Genomic DNA, 13,460 nt, shown 5'->3' on the forward strand with positions numbered 1-13,460 from the left:
GAAGACGGAAAATGGCAGCGTGGAACAACCAATACATGGAGCAAATCCTCACAGGCGTCTTTCATGCGTAACCCCTGGGGTGACAGCCCAAATGACCCCGGCCGCCAATCCGCCGATGACCAGTGCGACAGCGAGGGTCGACCGATCCGGGAGACGCGCGCTCAAGATTTGCTTCGGTCTCAACGATCACCCCCTGTGCGCGACGTCGCCCGTTGCCACGCTTGGCCTCACTGAGCCGAACTCAGGCATCGTGAACGAAGGCATGTGCAGGCCGCCGTTGTCTGCTGACCTCAGCGATACATTCTGTCCGATCCGTCGCGGCCGTAGCACCGCCCGACATAGCCACCATCCTGGCCCAGACGCTCTCGCCAACGGTTGAGTTCGGCGACATAAAGACCGTACGTGGCGATGGCCTCGGCTTCTGTGACGCGACCGGCCGCAATCGCGCCGAGCACTTCGGCTTTCCGTCGATCCGTCCAACGCCTGATTGGCTTGAGCCAGGTAATCTGCGCGGCCCTCAGCTTCTCCAGTTCGGCTTCGAGTGAGTTCAGCAGATCGAACAGTTCCGCCGTAGCGACACTGACGATCTCCAAGGCCAGTTCGTCTTGCATCCCCGTCATAGAGTCACTGGGGCCGCCCGCAACTCGCTTCCGAGTCTTGTGACGCTTTGAGACAGCATCGGCAACGGCACGGGCAGATCGGTCGAGAATAGCCGCTTGCCGCTCCTGACTTATCGTCATGCAACATTCCTTCTTTAAAGTGCTGAAGGGGGCTAGTTTATGATAGAAGATAAGAAAACGAAGCCTTAGCTACAAACTAAGGCGCTCAAGTACTATACAAACGCAACTCAATTCGTTGACCGAATGTGCCCCCCAGCACGCGCGAAACGCGCCCAATATGCACATCTCATATGTCAATGATAGATATTTAAATTGATATTAAAAAAATTTCTATAGGGATAGACGAAATATGTATTCATCTTATGAAACAGACTTATCTCAATAATATTATCGAAAATAGGCGTCCTAACATCACTCGAAAGCAATTTAAGTTTTTGCCTTTCAGTCATGTCCTCTGTAATTCGGTAGACATGCATCCGGCTTGACATCGGTTTCCTTCGCAATCGTCGATGGTCCCATGCCGGATGCGTGGAGCTGGCGCACCTTGTCCACCGACGCCGTCGCCTTCCGGCCGGTATAGACGCCCCTGCCCTTCGCGGCCTCGACGCCGGTCTGTTGGCGTTCGCGGATGACCACAGCCCTAGATCGCGACCGTGTCGTCGGGCTGGATGTCGCATTGAACCGCCGCCTGCCAGCCGGTGGGGAAGATGTCGCTGAGGAAGAGGAGCCTCTCGTCGGGAATGCCGTTCGGCACTTTGATGTGCGTGGCGTCGGCGAAGCGCACGCGGAGGTACTCGGCCTGCTCGACCGCCTCGTCCACAACGCCTAACCGACAGACGAAAGGGCACGAGGCCCGCTGTCACGAGCGAGGAGGAGCCAACCCGGATGTATTAATCGTTTCCACGACGTTCATCATTTCCGACTACACGGCAAATCGTAAAAGCGGCGAATCGCAAAGGCGACTCATGATTATTGGCGTGCTGAGTCAAAAGGGAGGCGTCGGAAAGTCGACGATCTCCATCAACATCGCGGCAACCCTTGCGCGGCGGGGTAAGCGCGTGATCCTGATTGATGCGGACCCGCAGGCCTCGGCAATGGCTTGGTCTGCCATGCGTGAGTTGGAACCGCTGTTCCCAGTGGTCGGGATGGCAAAGCCCACCTTGCACAAGGATCTGCCCGAGATCGTTAAGGACTATGATCACGCGATCATCGACGGTGCTCCACGCGTGAATGACCTTGGCCGGGCGGCAATCATCGCTAGCGATTTGGTGGTCATCCCGGTTCAGCCATCGCCCTATGACGTATGGGCCGCTGCGGAGACTGTGCAACTCGTTCGAGAAGCGCAACAATTCAAGGCGTCCCTAAAAGCCGTGTTTACGATTAATCGCAAAATCGCAAATACAGCAATTGGCCGGGATGTGGCGGGTGCGCTGTCTCAGTTCCATGACGTTCCGGTTCTTTCAACTGCCCTCGTGCAACGGGTCATCTATGCCGAGAGTGCCGGTTCGGGATTGTCGGTTGCGGAGACAGCGCCGGACAGCGAAGCGGCGCGCGAGATCGACCGCCTTGTTGATGAAATCCTGAAAGTGGGGCAGGAGCGATGAAAAAGACCGTTTCCTTCAAGATGCCGGCGCCGGCCGTGGATCCCGCGGATAGTTGGGTGGCAGAACGTCGCGAGACAGCCGAAACGGCTTCCCCTCCCCCGCCTATGCCAGAGTCCCAAGCCGAACCTATGAAGCGGTTCACCATCGATGTGCCTGATAGCCTTCACAAGCGCGTCAAGACGGCCTGTGCCATGCGAGGACTCAAAATGGCTGATGTGATCCGAGACATGCTAGATCGCGAGTTTCCCATGGCATAGGTGAGATAAAACCGTAAAACCGTAAAACCGTTTAGTCGTATCGGCGTATTTTCGTAAAATTACAAAAGCGCATTGTCGTGAAACATGACCCTATGAGCTACAGTGGTTTGACAATCTGGACAGCCACCGTCCTCATGGTCACTTCGGCGACGCTGCTTCGCTGGTCGAGTCGCGCGCTGAAAAGGAGAAGGCCGACGCTGCAATAGGACGCTGAAACGAGAAGACCCCCACCTTTGGCGAGGCAGGGGTCTTAAATCGATGAGCCGCTTGGGTCTCTGGACAGCCTGAACGTCTCATAGCTCCCGCGAGGGAGTCAACGGAAAAGCGCTCGCTTTTTCGAACGAGATCGTTTTGTCGCTCCGCAGCCCTGATGAGGGCAGGGGACATGCTGAAAAGACCAGGCCGGGGGCGCGAGAAGCTCTTCGGCGACGGGCGACCTGTGCCGATGGACAGGAACGCAAAGGCACGCCTGATGGTGCTGGCCCGCGCGCTGATGCGCCGGAGCGAAAAGGGCAGAGCCTACGGAGCCATCACGGCCAAAGCCTATGCGGTGCTGGAGCGCCTGCTGTGGGGCTTCCACAACGCCCGGAGCGGCCTTTGCTTTCCGGGCTATGCCAGGATCGCAGAGGCGGCCGGCTGCGCTCCCTCGACCGTGGGGGAAGCCATCCACATGCTGGAGCGGGCAGGGCTCCTCACCTGGGTGAACCGTCTGGCCCGCATCAAGGTCTACGATCCCGTCATCGGCTGGCGAAAGCGTGTCATCCGGACGTCGAACGCCTACAGCTTCGCCGACCCGGGCGCCTCGACCGCGCCCGCCGCAGGGCAGAACAGGCCCCTTCGCTCTCGGATTTGTTGTAAAACCGATTTGCCGTCAGGAACCCCAAAACAAGAGGTTTCTCTAACGGACGCGCCTAGTCGGCGCGACTTGGTGCAAGCCAAAACACCCCTCGACGAAGCACTCAATCGGTTCAAAGAAGCCATGCAACGACGCCAGCCCCTCTCACCCTGACACGCTCACTGCAATCAGGCTGCAGAAGTCGCCGGAAGGCGACTGCATCAAGGGCGGAGCTATGCCGGTGAGATTCGAGACTGGCTCACAAACAGGCGTCATCCCGGCACCAGTGATGAGGTAGAATGGTAGATATGATCTAACTTCGGTAGAAAGAGCACGGCGATGAGCCTGAACATCAAAGATCCCGAAGCCCATCGGTTGGCACAGGCCATCTCCCGCGTCACGGGCGAGAGCATGACCCGCGTCGTCACGGAAGCTCTCCGTGAACGCTACGCTAAAATCGAACAGCTGAAGGGCCGAGCCAGCTTGGACGAACTCCTCGCCATCGCGGATCGGGCCGCCGCCCATGTGAAGCGGCCCTACGCGGATCATGCCGACATGCTCTTCGACGGCAATGGCCTCCCGAAATGATCCTCGACACCTCGGCGCTGGTCGCAATCCTCTACCGAGAGCCGGAGGCGACAGCCTTTGCGCAGCGCATCCATGAGGCCGATGTGTGCCGCATCAGTGTCGCGACCTATGTCGAGCTCTCCATGGTGATCGAACACCAGCTCGGCCCGGACGGAATGCGACAGGCAGAGGCGTTCCTGCGTCGCGCTGGCATCATCATCGAGCCTGTGACGCTCAATCATGGCGAGCTGGCGCGGCAGGCTTTTCTGGATTTCGGAAAGGGCCGCCACAAGGCAGGGTTGAACTTCGGCGATTGCTTTTCCTATGCGCTGGCGAAGGCCACGGGCGAGCCGCTCCTGTTCAAGGGCAACGACTTCAGCCAAACCGACATCACCTCGGGCGGCCTCTGATCCATGACGGCTTCGGCGCTGCGTCGGACATCAAACCACCGAGGTCTTGAACGAGATCAGGTCCTGAGTGAGTGGCGTGTCGGTGCACACCATGCCACGCTTGCCCCATGAACAATCCTCGTGCCTTGGCTTCCCATGAGGCAAGCCACCAGGAAAACCTGGCCGGACTGGTCGAGCGCGTGACTTTCCACAACCCGGACAACGGGTTCTGCGTTCTGCGGCTGAAAGCGCGGGGCCAGCGCGATCTGGTGACGGTGATCGGACATGCGGCGCTGATCTCCGCGGGCGAATTTGTGCAAGCCGTTGGAGCCTGGACCAACGATCGCGAGCACGGGCTGCAATTCCGTGCCTCGTTCCTGAAGGTCAGTCCGCCCACGACACTCGCGGGCATCGAGAAGTATCTCGGCTCCGGCATGATCCGTGGCATCGGGCCGGCCTATGCCAAGCGGCTGACGGGAGCCTTCGCCGAAGCCGTGTTCGACATCATCGAACAGGAGCCCGGCCGCCTGCGGGAGATCGAGGGGATCGGTCCGAAGCGCGCCGAGCGCATCGTTGCGGGTTGGGCCGAGCAGAAGGTCGTGCGCGAGATCATACTGTTCCTGCACGCGCAGGGCGTTGGCACCTCGCGGGCCGTGCGGATCTTCAAAACCTACGGGGCGGACGCGGTCGCGGTGATCAGTGAGAACCCGTACCGCCTGGCTCGCGATATCCGGGGCATCGGCTTCAAGACTGCCGATCAGATCGCCATGAAGGTCGGCATCGCTCAGGACGCCATGATCCGGGTGCGGGCCGGCGTGTCCTACGCCCTTGCTGAGGCCATGGACGAAGGTCATTGCGGATTGCCGGCCGATGAGCTCAAGACGCTGACCGCCGATCTGATCGAGGTGCCGGCCGCGCCGATCGAGACGGCGCTTACACTGGAGTTGCAGGAAGGCACGGTCGTAGCCGATACGGTTGGCGATCGGCCTTGCATCTTTCTGTCGGGCCTCTACCGCGCCGAGCAGGCCATTGCCGAACGGCTGCACACGCTGGCGGATCGTCCGCCACCCTGGGCCGAGATCGACGTCGACAAGGCGATCCCCTGGCTCGAGACGCGGGCCGGCATCACGTTGGCCGAAAGCCAGCGTCAGGCGCTCCGCCTCGCCCTATCGAGCAAGGTTCTGGTGATCACCGGCGGTCCTGGCGTCGGCAAGACCACCCTGGTCAACTCGATCCTGAAGGCGCTTGTGGCCAAGAGCGTCAAGGTCGCGCTCTGTGCGCCTACGGGCCGCGCCGCCAAACGTCTGACCGAAACCACCGGCGTCGAAGCCAGGACCATCCACCGCCTGCTTGAGACCGATCCAAAGAATGGTGGCTTCAGGCGAACGGAGGACAACCCGCTCGACTGCGAGCTGCTGGTCGTGGATGAGGTGAGCATGGTGGACGTGCCACTCATGCGGGCCCTGCTGCGCGCCCTGCCGGACAGTGCTGGCTTGCTCCTGGTGGGCGATGTCGACCAGCTTCCCTCGGTCGGTCCCGGCCAGGTTCTCGGCGACGTGATCGACTCGGGCGCCGTACCTGTGGTGCGGCTCACGGAGGTGTTCCGGCAGGCCGCAACCAGCCGGGTGATCGTCAACGCCCATCGGATCAACCAGGGCCAGATGCCCGAAGCCGCACAGGCTGGCGCACAATCCGACTTCCACATTGTGGATGCGGCCGATCCGGCGCAGGCCTTGGCCAAGGTGCTCGCTGTCGTGCGGGACCGCATCCCCAAGGCATTCGGGCTCGACCCGATCCGTGATGTCCAGGTGCTGTGTCCCATGAACCGCGGCGGGGTCGGCGCACGCTCGCTCAACATCGAGCTGCAGAAGGCCCTGAACCCGCCTGGGGAAGCTCGTGTGGAGCGGTTCGGCTGGATCTACGGCCCTGGCGACAAGGTCATGCAGGTCGAGAACAATTACGACCGTGAGGTCTACAACGGAGACCTCGGCATCGTGGCGCGGATCGACGCCGAGGCGGGGGATCTCGTCGTGACGTTCGACGGCCGCGACGTGGCCTATCCATTTGGCGAGCTGGACGAACTGGTGCTCGCCTATGCGACGACAATCCACAAGAGCCAGGGTTCGGAATATCCGGCCGTGGTCATACCGGTGATGACCCAGCATTACACGATGCTGGCCCGCAACCTGCTCTACACCGGCGTAACCCGTGGCAAGAAGCTCGTCGTGTTGGTTGGGCAGCGTCGGGCGATCGCCATTGCGGTCAAGAACGGGGGAACCCGACGAAGGTGGTCCAAGCTTCGTGAATGGTTGAACAGTCGGTCGCGACCGAGACTGGATCTATCGCCGTCTTTTCCATCGAAGCGGGCAAGTCCTGAAGAGGCCGGGACACCGAGCGTGTAACGTGGACACGCGGCGTGAGGCCCGCAGCAGGGCGATGCCGAGCTGCCGCACGACGCCTGGGAGAGTCAATCTTGACTTTGGGCGGCTAGATGGTACAAAAACAGAACATCAAAGGACCGCGAGGTTCTTTCAGTCGGCACTGCGCTGACGTTCCACCCGCCCTCACACGGCGGGTTTTTTGTTGCCTGGAGCCCCCATGAATCAGCACGACACTCTCACCTGGCTGATCGCTTGTGGTCCCTTCTTCTCAGGCACGTGCATTGGGATCTGTACGATCGTGGCGGCGCTGCTCACCCGACTGAGATGAGGACTGGCGCCGCCACGACGATTCACGGCTTATGATAAATCGGCAGGGTCCACCGTGGACAAGGGCGTCACATGCGCAGTTGATGGACCAGCCAGGAGGTCTGGACTCGAAGAAGGACTCCATCACTGGTATTGATCAGTGGAGACTTTCGGCTGAGGAGACAGCTATTGAATTCACGCGTGGTGCGCACCGCCATCCTGTTTGGCTGGGCCGTCTTGGGATCGCTGGGCCCGGTTTTGGCCCAAGACGCGGCGTCGACTTCCAGTATGACCTGCCGGTTGTTTCCTCTCGCCTGTCCTGGTCCGGTCCCGGCCCCGCCACCGCCCCTTCTAGGGACGCCTGAGGAGCAAGCGACGGCTGCAGCGCCCCCTGCGGCCCCGACGAGCAAGCATCGGCATCGGGTTCGCAAACATGCGAAAGCCACTGTCGAGTAGCCGCCTCCATTGTAGGCACTGACGTTCACGGATGGTTCAGACAACGATATACCTGGGCCGAAGTCCGTGAGTTTCTGTCGGTCATCGGCGCCCCGCTGAACCTGAGGCCGCGTTTCAACATCGCGCCCACCTCGACGATCGATGTCGTGCGCCTCGATCCGACCCTGACGGAGGCGGCGTGACGGCCCAGCAAGTCTTGGCCGAGGCGCTGGCCTACCTCGCCGGGGTGCGGAACACCGAGGTGGCGAACGTCACCTATGACGACGTGGTGCCCTTCATGCGAGGACAAGGACGGCATGGTGGTGCCGGGCGAGGCTAACGAGGCACCAAACGGCAAACTTTCACCCGCCGGGCCCAGGTGGTCGCGAGGGCGGACGGCAACGGCGGCTGCCTTGCATCCTCACGCGGCGATCCGGACAATGCCGAATTCACGGAGGGCGTGGTGCTCGTCAGCTTCGGCGAAGTCAACCTTGCCCTGAGAGAGTGACACACGGCAGTAGGCAGCGCGCCGCCATCCGCCCCTCCGGCGGTACGCGCCGACAACCACCATCGCCTCCGCATCGTTGCGATCCGGTGAACGTCTCTGCTTCAGTCCAGCTTCCTCAGAGCTTCGCCGATCCCGGTGGAGAGTCAACCGTGCGAAACGCCGAACGCCTCGGCATAGCTGCGCAGCTCGGCCGGCTCCAAGGTGGATCGCCCCTGCTCGTGGGTCATGTAGACCTTCGGGTCCAAGCCGAGCCAAATGGCGAGGCCGGCTGCCTGGCGCGCCTTGATGAGGCGGTTGCGAAGGCGGCATTGGCGGGATCTGGCGGCGGCATGCCACCGCAATGCGGTCGGGCCGTGGATATCCGCGAGAAAGGCGCCCTAGCTTTGAAGTGGAGCTAGTGTTCTGATCGAGACGGAGGATTCCCAAGGTCCTGGATGCGTGGCATTCTGGTTCTATGCGATGCGGTGTTGAGGTCTCAGTCTCGCCGGAGGATCGGGAGCGGCTGAGTGGGTTGGTGGCGGACCGGAACACGCCACAGAAGCACGCCTTTCGGGCTCACATTGTCTTGCTGACGGGCGATGGCCTGGGCACGATGGAGATCATGCGCCGGACCGGCCAATCGAAGCCGACGGTCTGGCGCTGGCAGGCGCGCTATACTGAGGCCGGCGTCGACGGTCTGCTGCGCGACAAGACCCGGCCGCCCGGGCGGCAGCCCTTGGCGCCGGCCATCATCCGCAAGGTGGTGAGCAAGACCACGACCGAGCGTCCTCCTGAGGCGACGCATTGGAGCGTGCGTCTGATGGCCAAGGCAGTCGGGATCGCGCCGAGTTCGGTGCAGAAGATCTGGCGCGACCACGGCTTGAAGCCGCATCTCGTGCGCACCTTCAAGCTCAGCAGAGATCCGAACTTCGAGGCGAAGCTGATCGATGTCGTCGGTCTCTACCTGGCACCGCCGGATCGCGCCTTGGTGCTGTCGGTCGACGAGAAAAGCCAGATCCAGGCGCTCGACCGCACCCAGCCAGGCCTCCCCCTGAAGAAGGGCCGTGCCGGGACCATGACGCACGACTATAAGCGGCACGGCACGACCACCTTGTTTGCCGCTTTGAATGTCCTGAACGGCACCGTGATCGGTCGTTGCCTACCGCGGCATCGCCACCAGGAGTTCTTGCGCTTCCTCGAAACCATCGATGAGCAGACCGAGGCTGCTCTCGACCTGCATCTCATCGTCGACAATTACGCCACGCATAAACATCCGGAGGTTATGGCCTGGCTGGAGCGCCACCCCCGTTTCCACCTGCACTTCACGCCGACATCCAGCTCATGGCTGAACCTCATCGAGCGCTTCTTCGCCGAGATCACCCGCAAGCGCATCCGCCGTGGCGTCTTCAGAAGCCTGCTCGATCTGGAGGTCGCTATCTACCGCTACCTCGCCAACCACAACGAGCATCCAAAACCCTTCGTCTGGACTGCAAAACCCGTCGACATTCTCGACAAAGTCAAACGAGGGAAACAAGCGTTGGAGTCAGAACACTAGGGCGCCAGTCAGGGTCTCAATAGATCCGACTGAAAAGGACCGCTTGAAACCGCTTCAGCTTGGCCGATTGGCGGCAGATTGCATGGGCGAAATTAAGACGTGGTTCACCATCAAGGTTACGCGGACCTGCGGTCACCCGCCATGCTCGGCCAGCACGTCTCATGCAGAGAGGTTCTTACCCTTCTTGGGCGTTCCTTTCTCGATTTGGCCGCGCCAGAAGAGCAGCTCCTGACTTTTCAGGCGTTTGCCACGGAAGGCGACCAAGTTTTCGGCGAGAACAACGACAGGCACCTGGCGACGTTCAGCCACTCAGCAAAGAGATAACCTGACCTGAAGACGGCTCCACTTGGATGCGCGCGAACACCTGATCTGGAGCAGTTTTGTCGCGAACCCAAATAGTTCAAGGCGCCCTTGCAACGGCGTCAACGTGCTTTAGCTATCAATCACGGTGTGGGGGCACCAACTCAATCAGGGAGTTGGTCAATGAAAATAAGACTGATCGTAGCATCAATGCTGTCCATCTGCCTTATTGCAGCGCAGGTGCAGGCAAGCCCGGCAAGTCGGCCTGAGTTCTGGTCGGCCCTCGACCGCAACGGAACGTTATCGGCCGGCTGGGTCCAAGTACTCCCCATTCTAGCCTCAGCCTGTAATCTGAGGCTCGACAGCCGGGAACTGAATCAAAAGCTTTTTGACCTTAGCCTCGATGACGGCAATGAGTCCTACACAGCGCATCTCTATACCACACTTTACCGCATCGAGCAGCACCGCGCCACGAACCAGTTCGTTCAGGCTTGGACCACCATGTTCAACGGAAAGCAGAAGGAAGCCTGCGAGACGGCAGAGGCGCTCTGGGGCAACTCGGGTCGTCAATTTGCAGGAATCCTCAAGCGTGATGCTCAAGTGGATATCACCGGCACGATCCCTTCGAAGCCCGCGGTTTCGTGTCAATAGCGAGGATGGTGAGACGTGGCGGTTGGAGAAGGTAGGACCATTGTGATCTACCGTCGCGCCGTCATCTCTTTAGGCGCCGTTTCAATGGTTGGATGCCTCACAAGCGCTCCAGCTGCCTCGGCCGCCGCTGCGTACACGGCCTGGCAGGAAATCACCGTGCTGACCGTTAGCAAACTTGAGACCGCCGCCGCGAATTGCGGGTTCACGGTCAACGGAAAGGAGCTGAGCGTCCTGCTCGACTCAGCCAACCTGACCCTGGACGCCATTCACGCCCGGCCGCGGTCGGCAGCTCTCCAACAGCAGATCGAGGCGAATGCCGCCTCGTTTCAGTCGGATCGGGAGACAGCCTGCACCCGAGCCTGGGAGACGTTCGGCGCGGATGCCTATCCGGGCGCGCGCGACCTCCTGCAGAAGTAAAGGTTCTACGGGCGCCACGATTGTTCGCCGGCTGTAAGCAAACGGGATTGCTTCGGCGGAGGGCTTCAATGATGGTCGATCGCCTTCGGCACGATGTCGTTTCGGATTAATTTTGTACCGGGGCGATTCACCCGGCACCTGAAGATTAGGAGAGCATGGCTGGGACACTGCGAACTTAAAGCTCACGGGCCGCATCAGAGGGAGCAAGATGCCGATCAGGGTCATGATGGCGGTCAGCACGATCCCGATTGCCGAGCCACGGTGCGGCTGCGGTGGCGCAGGTTGCCTTGGATTGGTGGGAACGGGTGGGACAAAGCAAAGCATAGGACATCAGCCTATGCCAGGACCGGCGTCCATGTCAGAGTATGGAGTAGTTTCCATGTCCGAATGTGTCGAAAAGGTCGAGCATGAAATCTGGTGGAGGGATGCTCACAACATTTGGAGTGTCGTTGCGCCCGTCAATCTTCATCGTGTTGGCGCTATTTTGCTGGGAGTGGCCCGCGCTTGCTGCGGATCTGGCTCAGCCATCGAACACAAATCAAGAGCCTTTCGCCACGACAGCCCCGATCGGATTTGCTTCGGAGTTTCCGAGATCGCCGCTTGAAGATATCTTTATACGCGGCAGCGTCCGGTTTTTGACGAAGCGGGAAGCGCACCTTCACTGCCCAGAAGACATCATTGTCCAAGTCGGCACGTTGTCCAACATCTATCGCTCGGCGCCCGCCCCAAGTGAAGGCGCGTTCATGTGCCGGACCGATGCGATCGTCGAAGGTGATCGTCCAAGGTGATTGAACCTGAAGGTTCTATTTGGAGAGAGAGGGGCGGCACGGTGTTGTCCGCACGTACCCGTAGCGCAATCCAAGCCTTACGGGCGTACTCTTCTGTCTTCCTGCCATGTCCGCTGGAGCATGTCCGTGCGGACATCTCAGTTGGAAGCCATATGAAACTGGCCGTGCATTTCGAAAAGGGCGAGATGACCGCTGCCGCCAGGTAGGAAGTCTCAATGGTCGATGTCTAGGGTGGCCCTACTGAATTCGGCATGGATGGGGTTCTGCGATATGTTCCAACGTTCACAACGTGATCCGCCCCTTATAGCGTTGGCCCTCATGATGATCGGAGCCACGTCGGCCTTCGCGGCCGAATCTCTCCTTGTCGAGAAGCTGCCTTATGCTCAGGCTCGCGAAGTTCTGATCGAGCGCGGCTTCAAGCCGTACGCAATGCCGGGAGCAGATGAGTGCGAAGCCGGCAACAACAAGTGCTTCCCTGAGCTGGAAAGATGCGTTCACAAGCGTCACTGGATCTGTAATTATACGTGGCGCAACGACAAGTCGATTTACTACCTTGAAACAAGGGCTCAGAAGGAAGAACCACCGGTGGTGGACAGCTTCTACTGCCTGCTGAACTGCGGGAAAGACCCGGATACGAATGCAATTGCGAACGCGGCCGCAATCCAGCTACCCTAAACGTGAGCCGCTCTGGAGACGGTTTCTTTTATGGTGTGAACGGTCCCTTTGAAGCTTGTCGGTCTGCCGGACTGCCTGCCCGCACCTGGGTGCACAGGTGTGATCGCAACAATCCGAAACAATCCGCAGCATTTTGAGTCAAAGCGCAACGCTTCGTCTTGCTTCACGATGCTTCGCGTAATTGGCGGCTGTGGGTGAGGGGTGTTCTGCCCTTTAGGGTTTGGCCAACGCGCTCGGCACTTCAGTGCGTGTGGTGTGGGGGGATCTCATTGGTGGCCCTTTGATGAGCATCTTGTGGCCCTTAGTGGCCCCTGTGGGTTCTGTTCGGTGACGGCTGGTGTTGGGCCAGCCCAAGATCATGATTTTGGGCGAGGTGGCGGGTTTTCACTTGACGCGGGCATTCACTTTTACAGGCGCCTTGATCAGTTCTCCGGTCTTGCGCTTGGCCTTGCGGCCTATTGCGGAAGCGCTGCTGCGCGGTGGTCTTCTCCTTGATCTCTCGCAGCTCCGTCCGAGGCGACGAGAAGTGGATCTTGGGGCGTACGCTGAAACAAAGCCATTGTGCGATCCCCATGGGACTTTTCACGTGGATGGTCGGCATCGGAGGGCGGTTTGGAGGGTCCCTCCCGAGGTACAGCTGCCGGCGTTGGCAATCCATGCCGCAGATCCTTTCGACCAGCTCGCTGGGCCGAAGCTGCGGCATGCTCGACGTCCTGGCGCGGATAGAGGCAATCAGTGCGGTGAGGTGGCGTCCCGTCAGGGGCGCACCGTCGCCCCGCACAATGCCCTGGACCGTAGGCCCGACTGCGATATCGACCCAGGTTGCGCCTTCTCGCTACGACGTGCTTCGATTTCGCCAAGGTGCTGGCGCTCGGCACATCGCCCCCGTGCGCGGCTTTCCGTTCGGGCCGACACCAGGGCCGCGCTCGGCCTTACGGCCTCAACGTCGCGGCGAAGTCGTCCGGGGTCGAGCCGCATGGCATGGTATGTCCTATACGAGCGACCAGAGGCTCTATCGGCACAACCGCATGCCATAGGTCGGCAAGGCAAGTGATACAACAAAGTGCAACACAGGGCCACAAAGACCAACTGAAAGGCAACAGAAAGGCAACAAGATTGGTCCGGTCACACTTTACGCACTAAAGTGCGGAGCGCCTTCGTCAAGCCCCAGCGGCGGCCACGTTCCACGCAAA

14 protein-coding genes and 1 pseudogene are annotated in these 13,460 nt (G+C 60.4%); 12 read left to right on the forward strand and 3 right to left on the reverse strand.

The window, feature by feature from the left end; genetic code table 11:
* Positions 1 to 290: 290 nt before the first annotated feature.
* A complete protein-coding gene (locus M8523_RS31350) occupies positions 291 to 620 on the reverse strand; it encodes a DUF1153 domain-containing protein (protein ID WP_282588778.1) in 330 nt (109 codons plus the stop codon).
* A 643-nt stretch (positions 621 to 1,263) separates the two neighbouring features.
* Positions 1,264 to 1,422, reverse strand: a pseudogene (locus M8523_RS31355) (glutathione-dependent formaldehyde dehydrogenase); the annotation flags it as partial.
* A 163-nt stretch (positions 1,423 to 1,585) separates the two neighbouring features.
* On the opposite strand from M8523_RS31355, the gene parA reads away from it, so the two are divergent.
* The 7 genes from parA (at position 1,586) to M8523_RS31390 (ending at position 7,734) form a co-directional block, all read left to right on the forward strand.
* Positions 1,586 to 2,224 (forward strand): ParA family partition ATPase, encoded by a 639-nt coding sequence (parA, locus tag M8523_RS31360; RefSeq protein WP_282588779.1) that lies wholly within the window; start codon positions 1,586 to 1,588, stop codon positions 2,222 to 2,224.
* A 128-nt stretch (positions 2,225 to 2,352) separates the two neighbouring features.
* On the forward strand, positions 2,353 to 2,481 hold the full coding sequence (locus M8523_RS31365) for a plasmid partition protein ParG (protein WP_282588808.1): 129 nt from the start codon (positions 2,353 to 2,355) through the stop codon (positions 2,479 to 2,481).
* A 385-nt stretch (positions 2,482 to 2,866) separates the two neighbouring features.
* Complete coding sequence (locus M8523_RS31370) at positions 2,867 to 3,490, forward strand: helix-turn-helix domain-containing protein (protein ID WP_282588780.1); 624 nt, start codon at positions 2,867 to 2,869, stop codon at positions 3,488 to 3,490.
* A 165-nt stretch (positions 3,491 to 3,655) separates the two neighbouring features.
* Entirely contained in the window at positions 3,656 to 3,904 is a 249-nt protein-coding gene (locus M8523_RS31375) for a type II toxin-antitoxin system VapB family antitoxin (RefSeq protein WP_282588781.1), read from the forward strand.
* Entirely contained in the window at positions 3,901 to 4,293 is a 393-nt protein-coding gene (locus tag M8523_RS31380) for a type II toxin-antitoxin system VapC family toxin (protein WP_282588782.1), read from the forward strand. The genes M8523_RS31375 and M8523_RS31380 overlap by 4 nt, the downstream gene beginning before the upstream one ends.
* A gap of 107 nt (positions 4,294 to 4,400) precedes the next feature.
* Positions 4,401 to 6,674 (forward strand): SF1B family DNA helicase RecD2, encoded by a 2,274-nt coding sequence (gene recD2, locus M8523_RS31385; protein ID WP_282588783.1) that lies wholly within the window; start codon positions 4,401 to 4,403, stop codon positions 6,672 to 6,674.
* Between the two features lie 919 nt (positions 6,675 to 7,593).
* Complete coding sequence (locus tag M8523_RS31390; protein ID WP_282588784.1) at positions 7,594 to 7,734, forward strand: hypothetical protein; 141 nt, start codon at positions 7,594 to 7,596, stop codon at positions 7,732 to 7,734.
* 311 nt (positions 7,735 to 8,045) lie between these two features.
* Here M8523_RS31390 and M8523_RS31395 read toward each other — a convergent pair whose 3' ends face one another.
* Entirely contained in the window at positions 8,046 to 8,243 is a 198-nt protein-coding gene (locus M8523_RS31395) for a hypothetical protein (RefSeq protein WP_282588785.1), read from the reverse strand.
* Positions 8,244 to 8,356: 113 nt separating this feature from the next.
* Here M8523_RS31395 and M8523_RS31400 point away from each other — a divergent pair, with 113 nt between their 5' ends.
* The 5 genes from M8523_RS31400 (at position 8,357) to M8523_RS31420 (ending at position 12,267) form a co-directional block, all read left to right on the forward strand.
* Entirely contained in the window at positions 8,357 to 9,436 is a 1,080-nt protein-coding gene (locus M8523_RS31400; protein WP_282588786.1) for an IS630 family transposase, read from the forward strand.
* Between the two features lie 483 nt (positions 9,437 to 9,919).
* Positions 9,920 to 10,387: a hypothetical protein gene (locus M8523_RS31405; RefSeq protein WP_282588787.1), complete on the forward strand. Its 468-nt coding sequence runs from the start codon at positions 9,920 to 9,922 to the stop codon at positions 10,385 to 10,387.
* Between the two features lie 156 nt (positions 10,388 to 10,543).
* A complete protein-coding gene (locus M8523_RS31410; protein ID WP_282588788.1) occupies positions 10,544 to 10,804 on the forward strand; it encodes a hypothetical protein in 261 nt (86 codons plus the stop codon).
* 407 nt (positions 10,805 to 11,211) lie between these two features.
* Positions 11,212 to 11,592: a hypothetical protein gene (locus M8523_RS31415; protein ID WP_282588789.1), complete on the forward strand. Its 381-nt coding sequence runs from the start codon at positions 11,212 to 11,214 to the stop codon at positions 11,590 to 11,592.
* Positions 11,593 to 11,910: 318 nt separating this feature from the next.
* Positions 11,911 to 12,267, forward strand: a complete 357-nt coding sequence (locus M8523_RS31420; protein ID WP_282588790.1) for a hypothetical protein — start codon at positions 11,911 to 11,913, stop codon at positions 12,265 to 12,267.
* The last annotated feature ends 1,193 nt before the right edge of the window (positions 12,268 to 13,460 follow it).

Source organism: Lichenifustis flavocetrariae (assembly GCF_026130545.1).
Lineage (GTDB): Bacteria > Pseudomonadota > Alphaproteobacteria > Rhizobiales > Beijerinckiaceae > Lichenihabitans > Lichenihabitans flavocetrariae.

What these genes read in the sequence shown, in the direction of transcription:
- M8523_RS31350 (WP_282588778.1), bottom strand. Translation starts at nt 620, where the DNA reads ATGACGGGGATGCAAGACGAACTGGCCTTGGAGATCGTCAGTGTCGCT.
- M8523_RS31415 (WP_282588789.1), top strand. Translation starts at nt 11,212, where the DNA reads ATGAAATCTGGTGGAGGGATGCTCACAACATTTGGAGTGTCGTTGCGC.
- M8523_RS31400 (WP_282588786.1), top strand. Translation starts at nt 8,357, where the DNA reads ATGCGATGCGGTGTTGAGGTCTCAGTCTCGCCGGAGGATCGGGAGCGG.
- parA (WP_282588779.1), top strand. Translation starts at nt 1,586, where the DNA reads ATGATTATTGGCGTGCTGAGTCAAAAGGGAGGCGTCGGAAAGTCGACG.
- M8523_RS31370 (WP_282588780.1), top strand. Translation starts at nt 2,867, where the DNA reads ATGCTGAAAAGACCAGGCCGGGGGCGCGAGAAGCTCTTCGGCGACGGG.
- M8523_RS31375 (WP_282588781.1), top strand. Translation starts at nt 3,656, where the DNA reads ATGAGCCTGAACATCAAAGATCCCGAAGCCCATCGGTTGGCACAGGCC.
- M8523_RS31405 (WP_282588787.1), top strand. Translation starts at nt 9,920, where the DNA reads ATGAAAATAAGACTGATCGTAGCATCAATGCTGTCCATCTGCCTTATT.
- recD2 (WP_282588783.1), top strand. Translation starts at nt 4,401, where the DNA reads ATGAACAATCCTCGTGCCTTGGCTTCCCATGAGGCAAGCCACCAGGAA.
- M8523_RS31365 (WP_282588808.1), top strand. Translation starts at nt 2,353, where the DNA reads ATGAAGCGGTTCACCATCGATGTGCCTGATAGCCTTCACAAGCGCGTC.
- M8523_RS31420 (WP_282588790.1), top strand. Translation starts at nt 11,911, where the DNA reads ATGATGATCGGAGCCACGTCGGCCTTCGCGGCCGAATCTCTCCTTGTC.
- M8523_RS31380 (WP_282588782.1), top strand. Translation starts at nt 3,901, where the DNA reads ATGATCCTCGACACCTCGGCGCTGGTCGCAATCCTCTACCGAGAGCCG.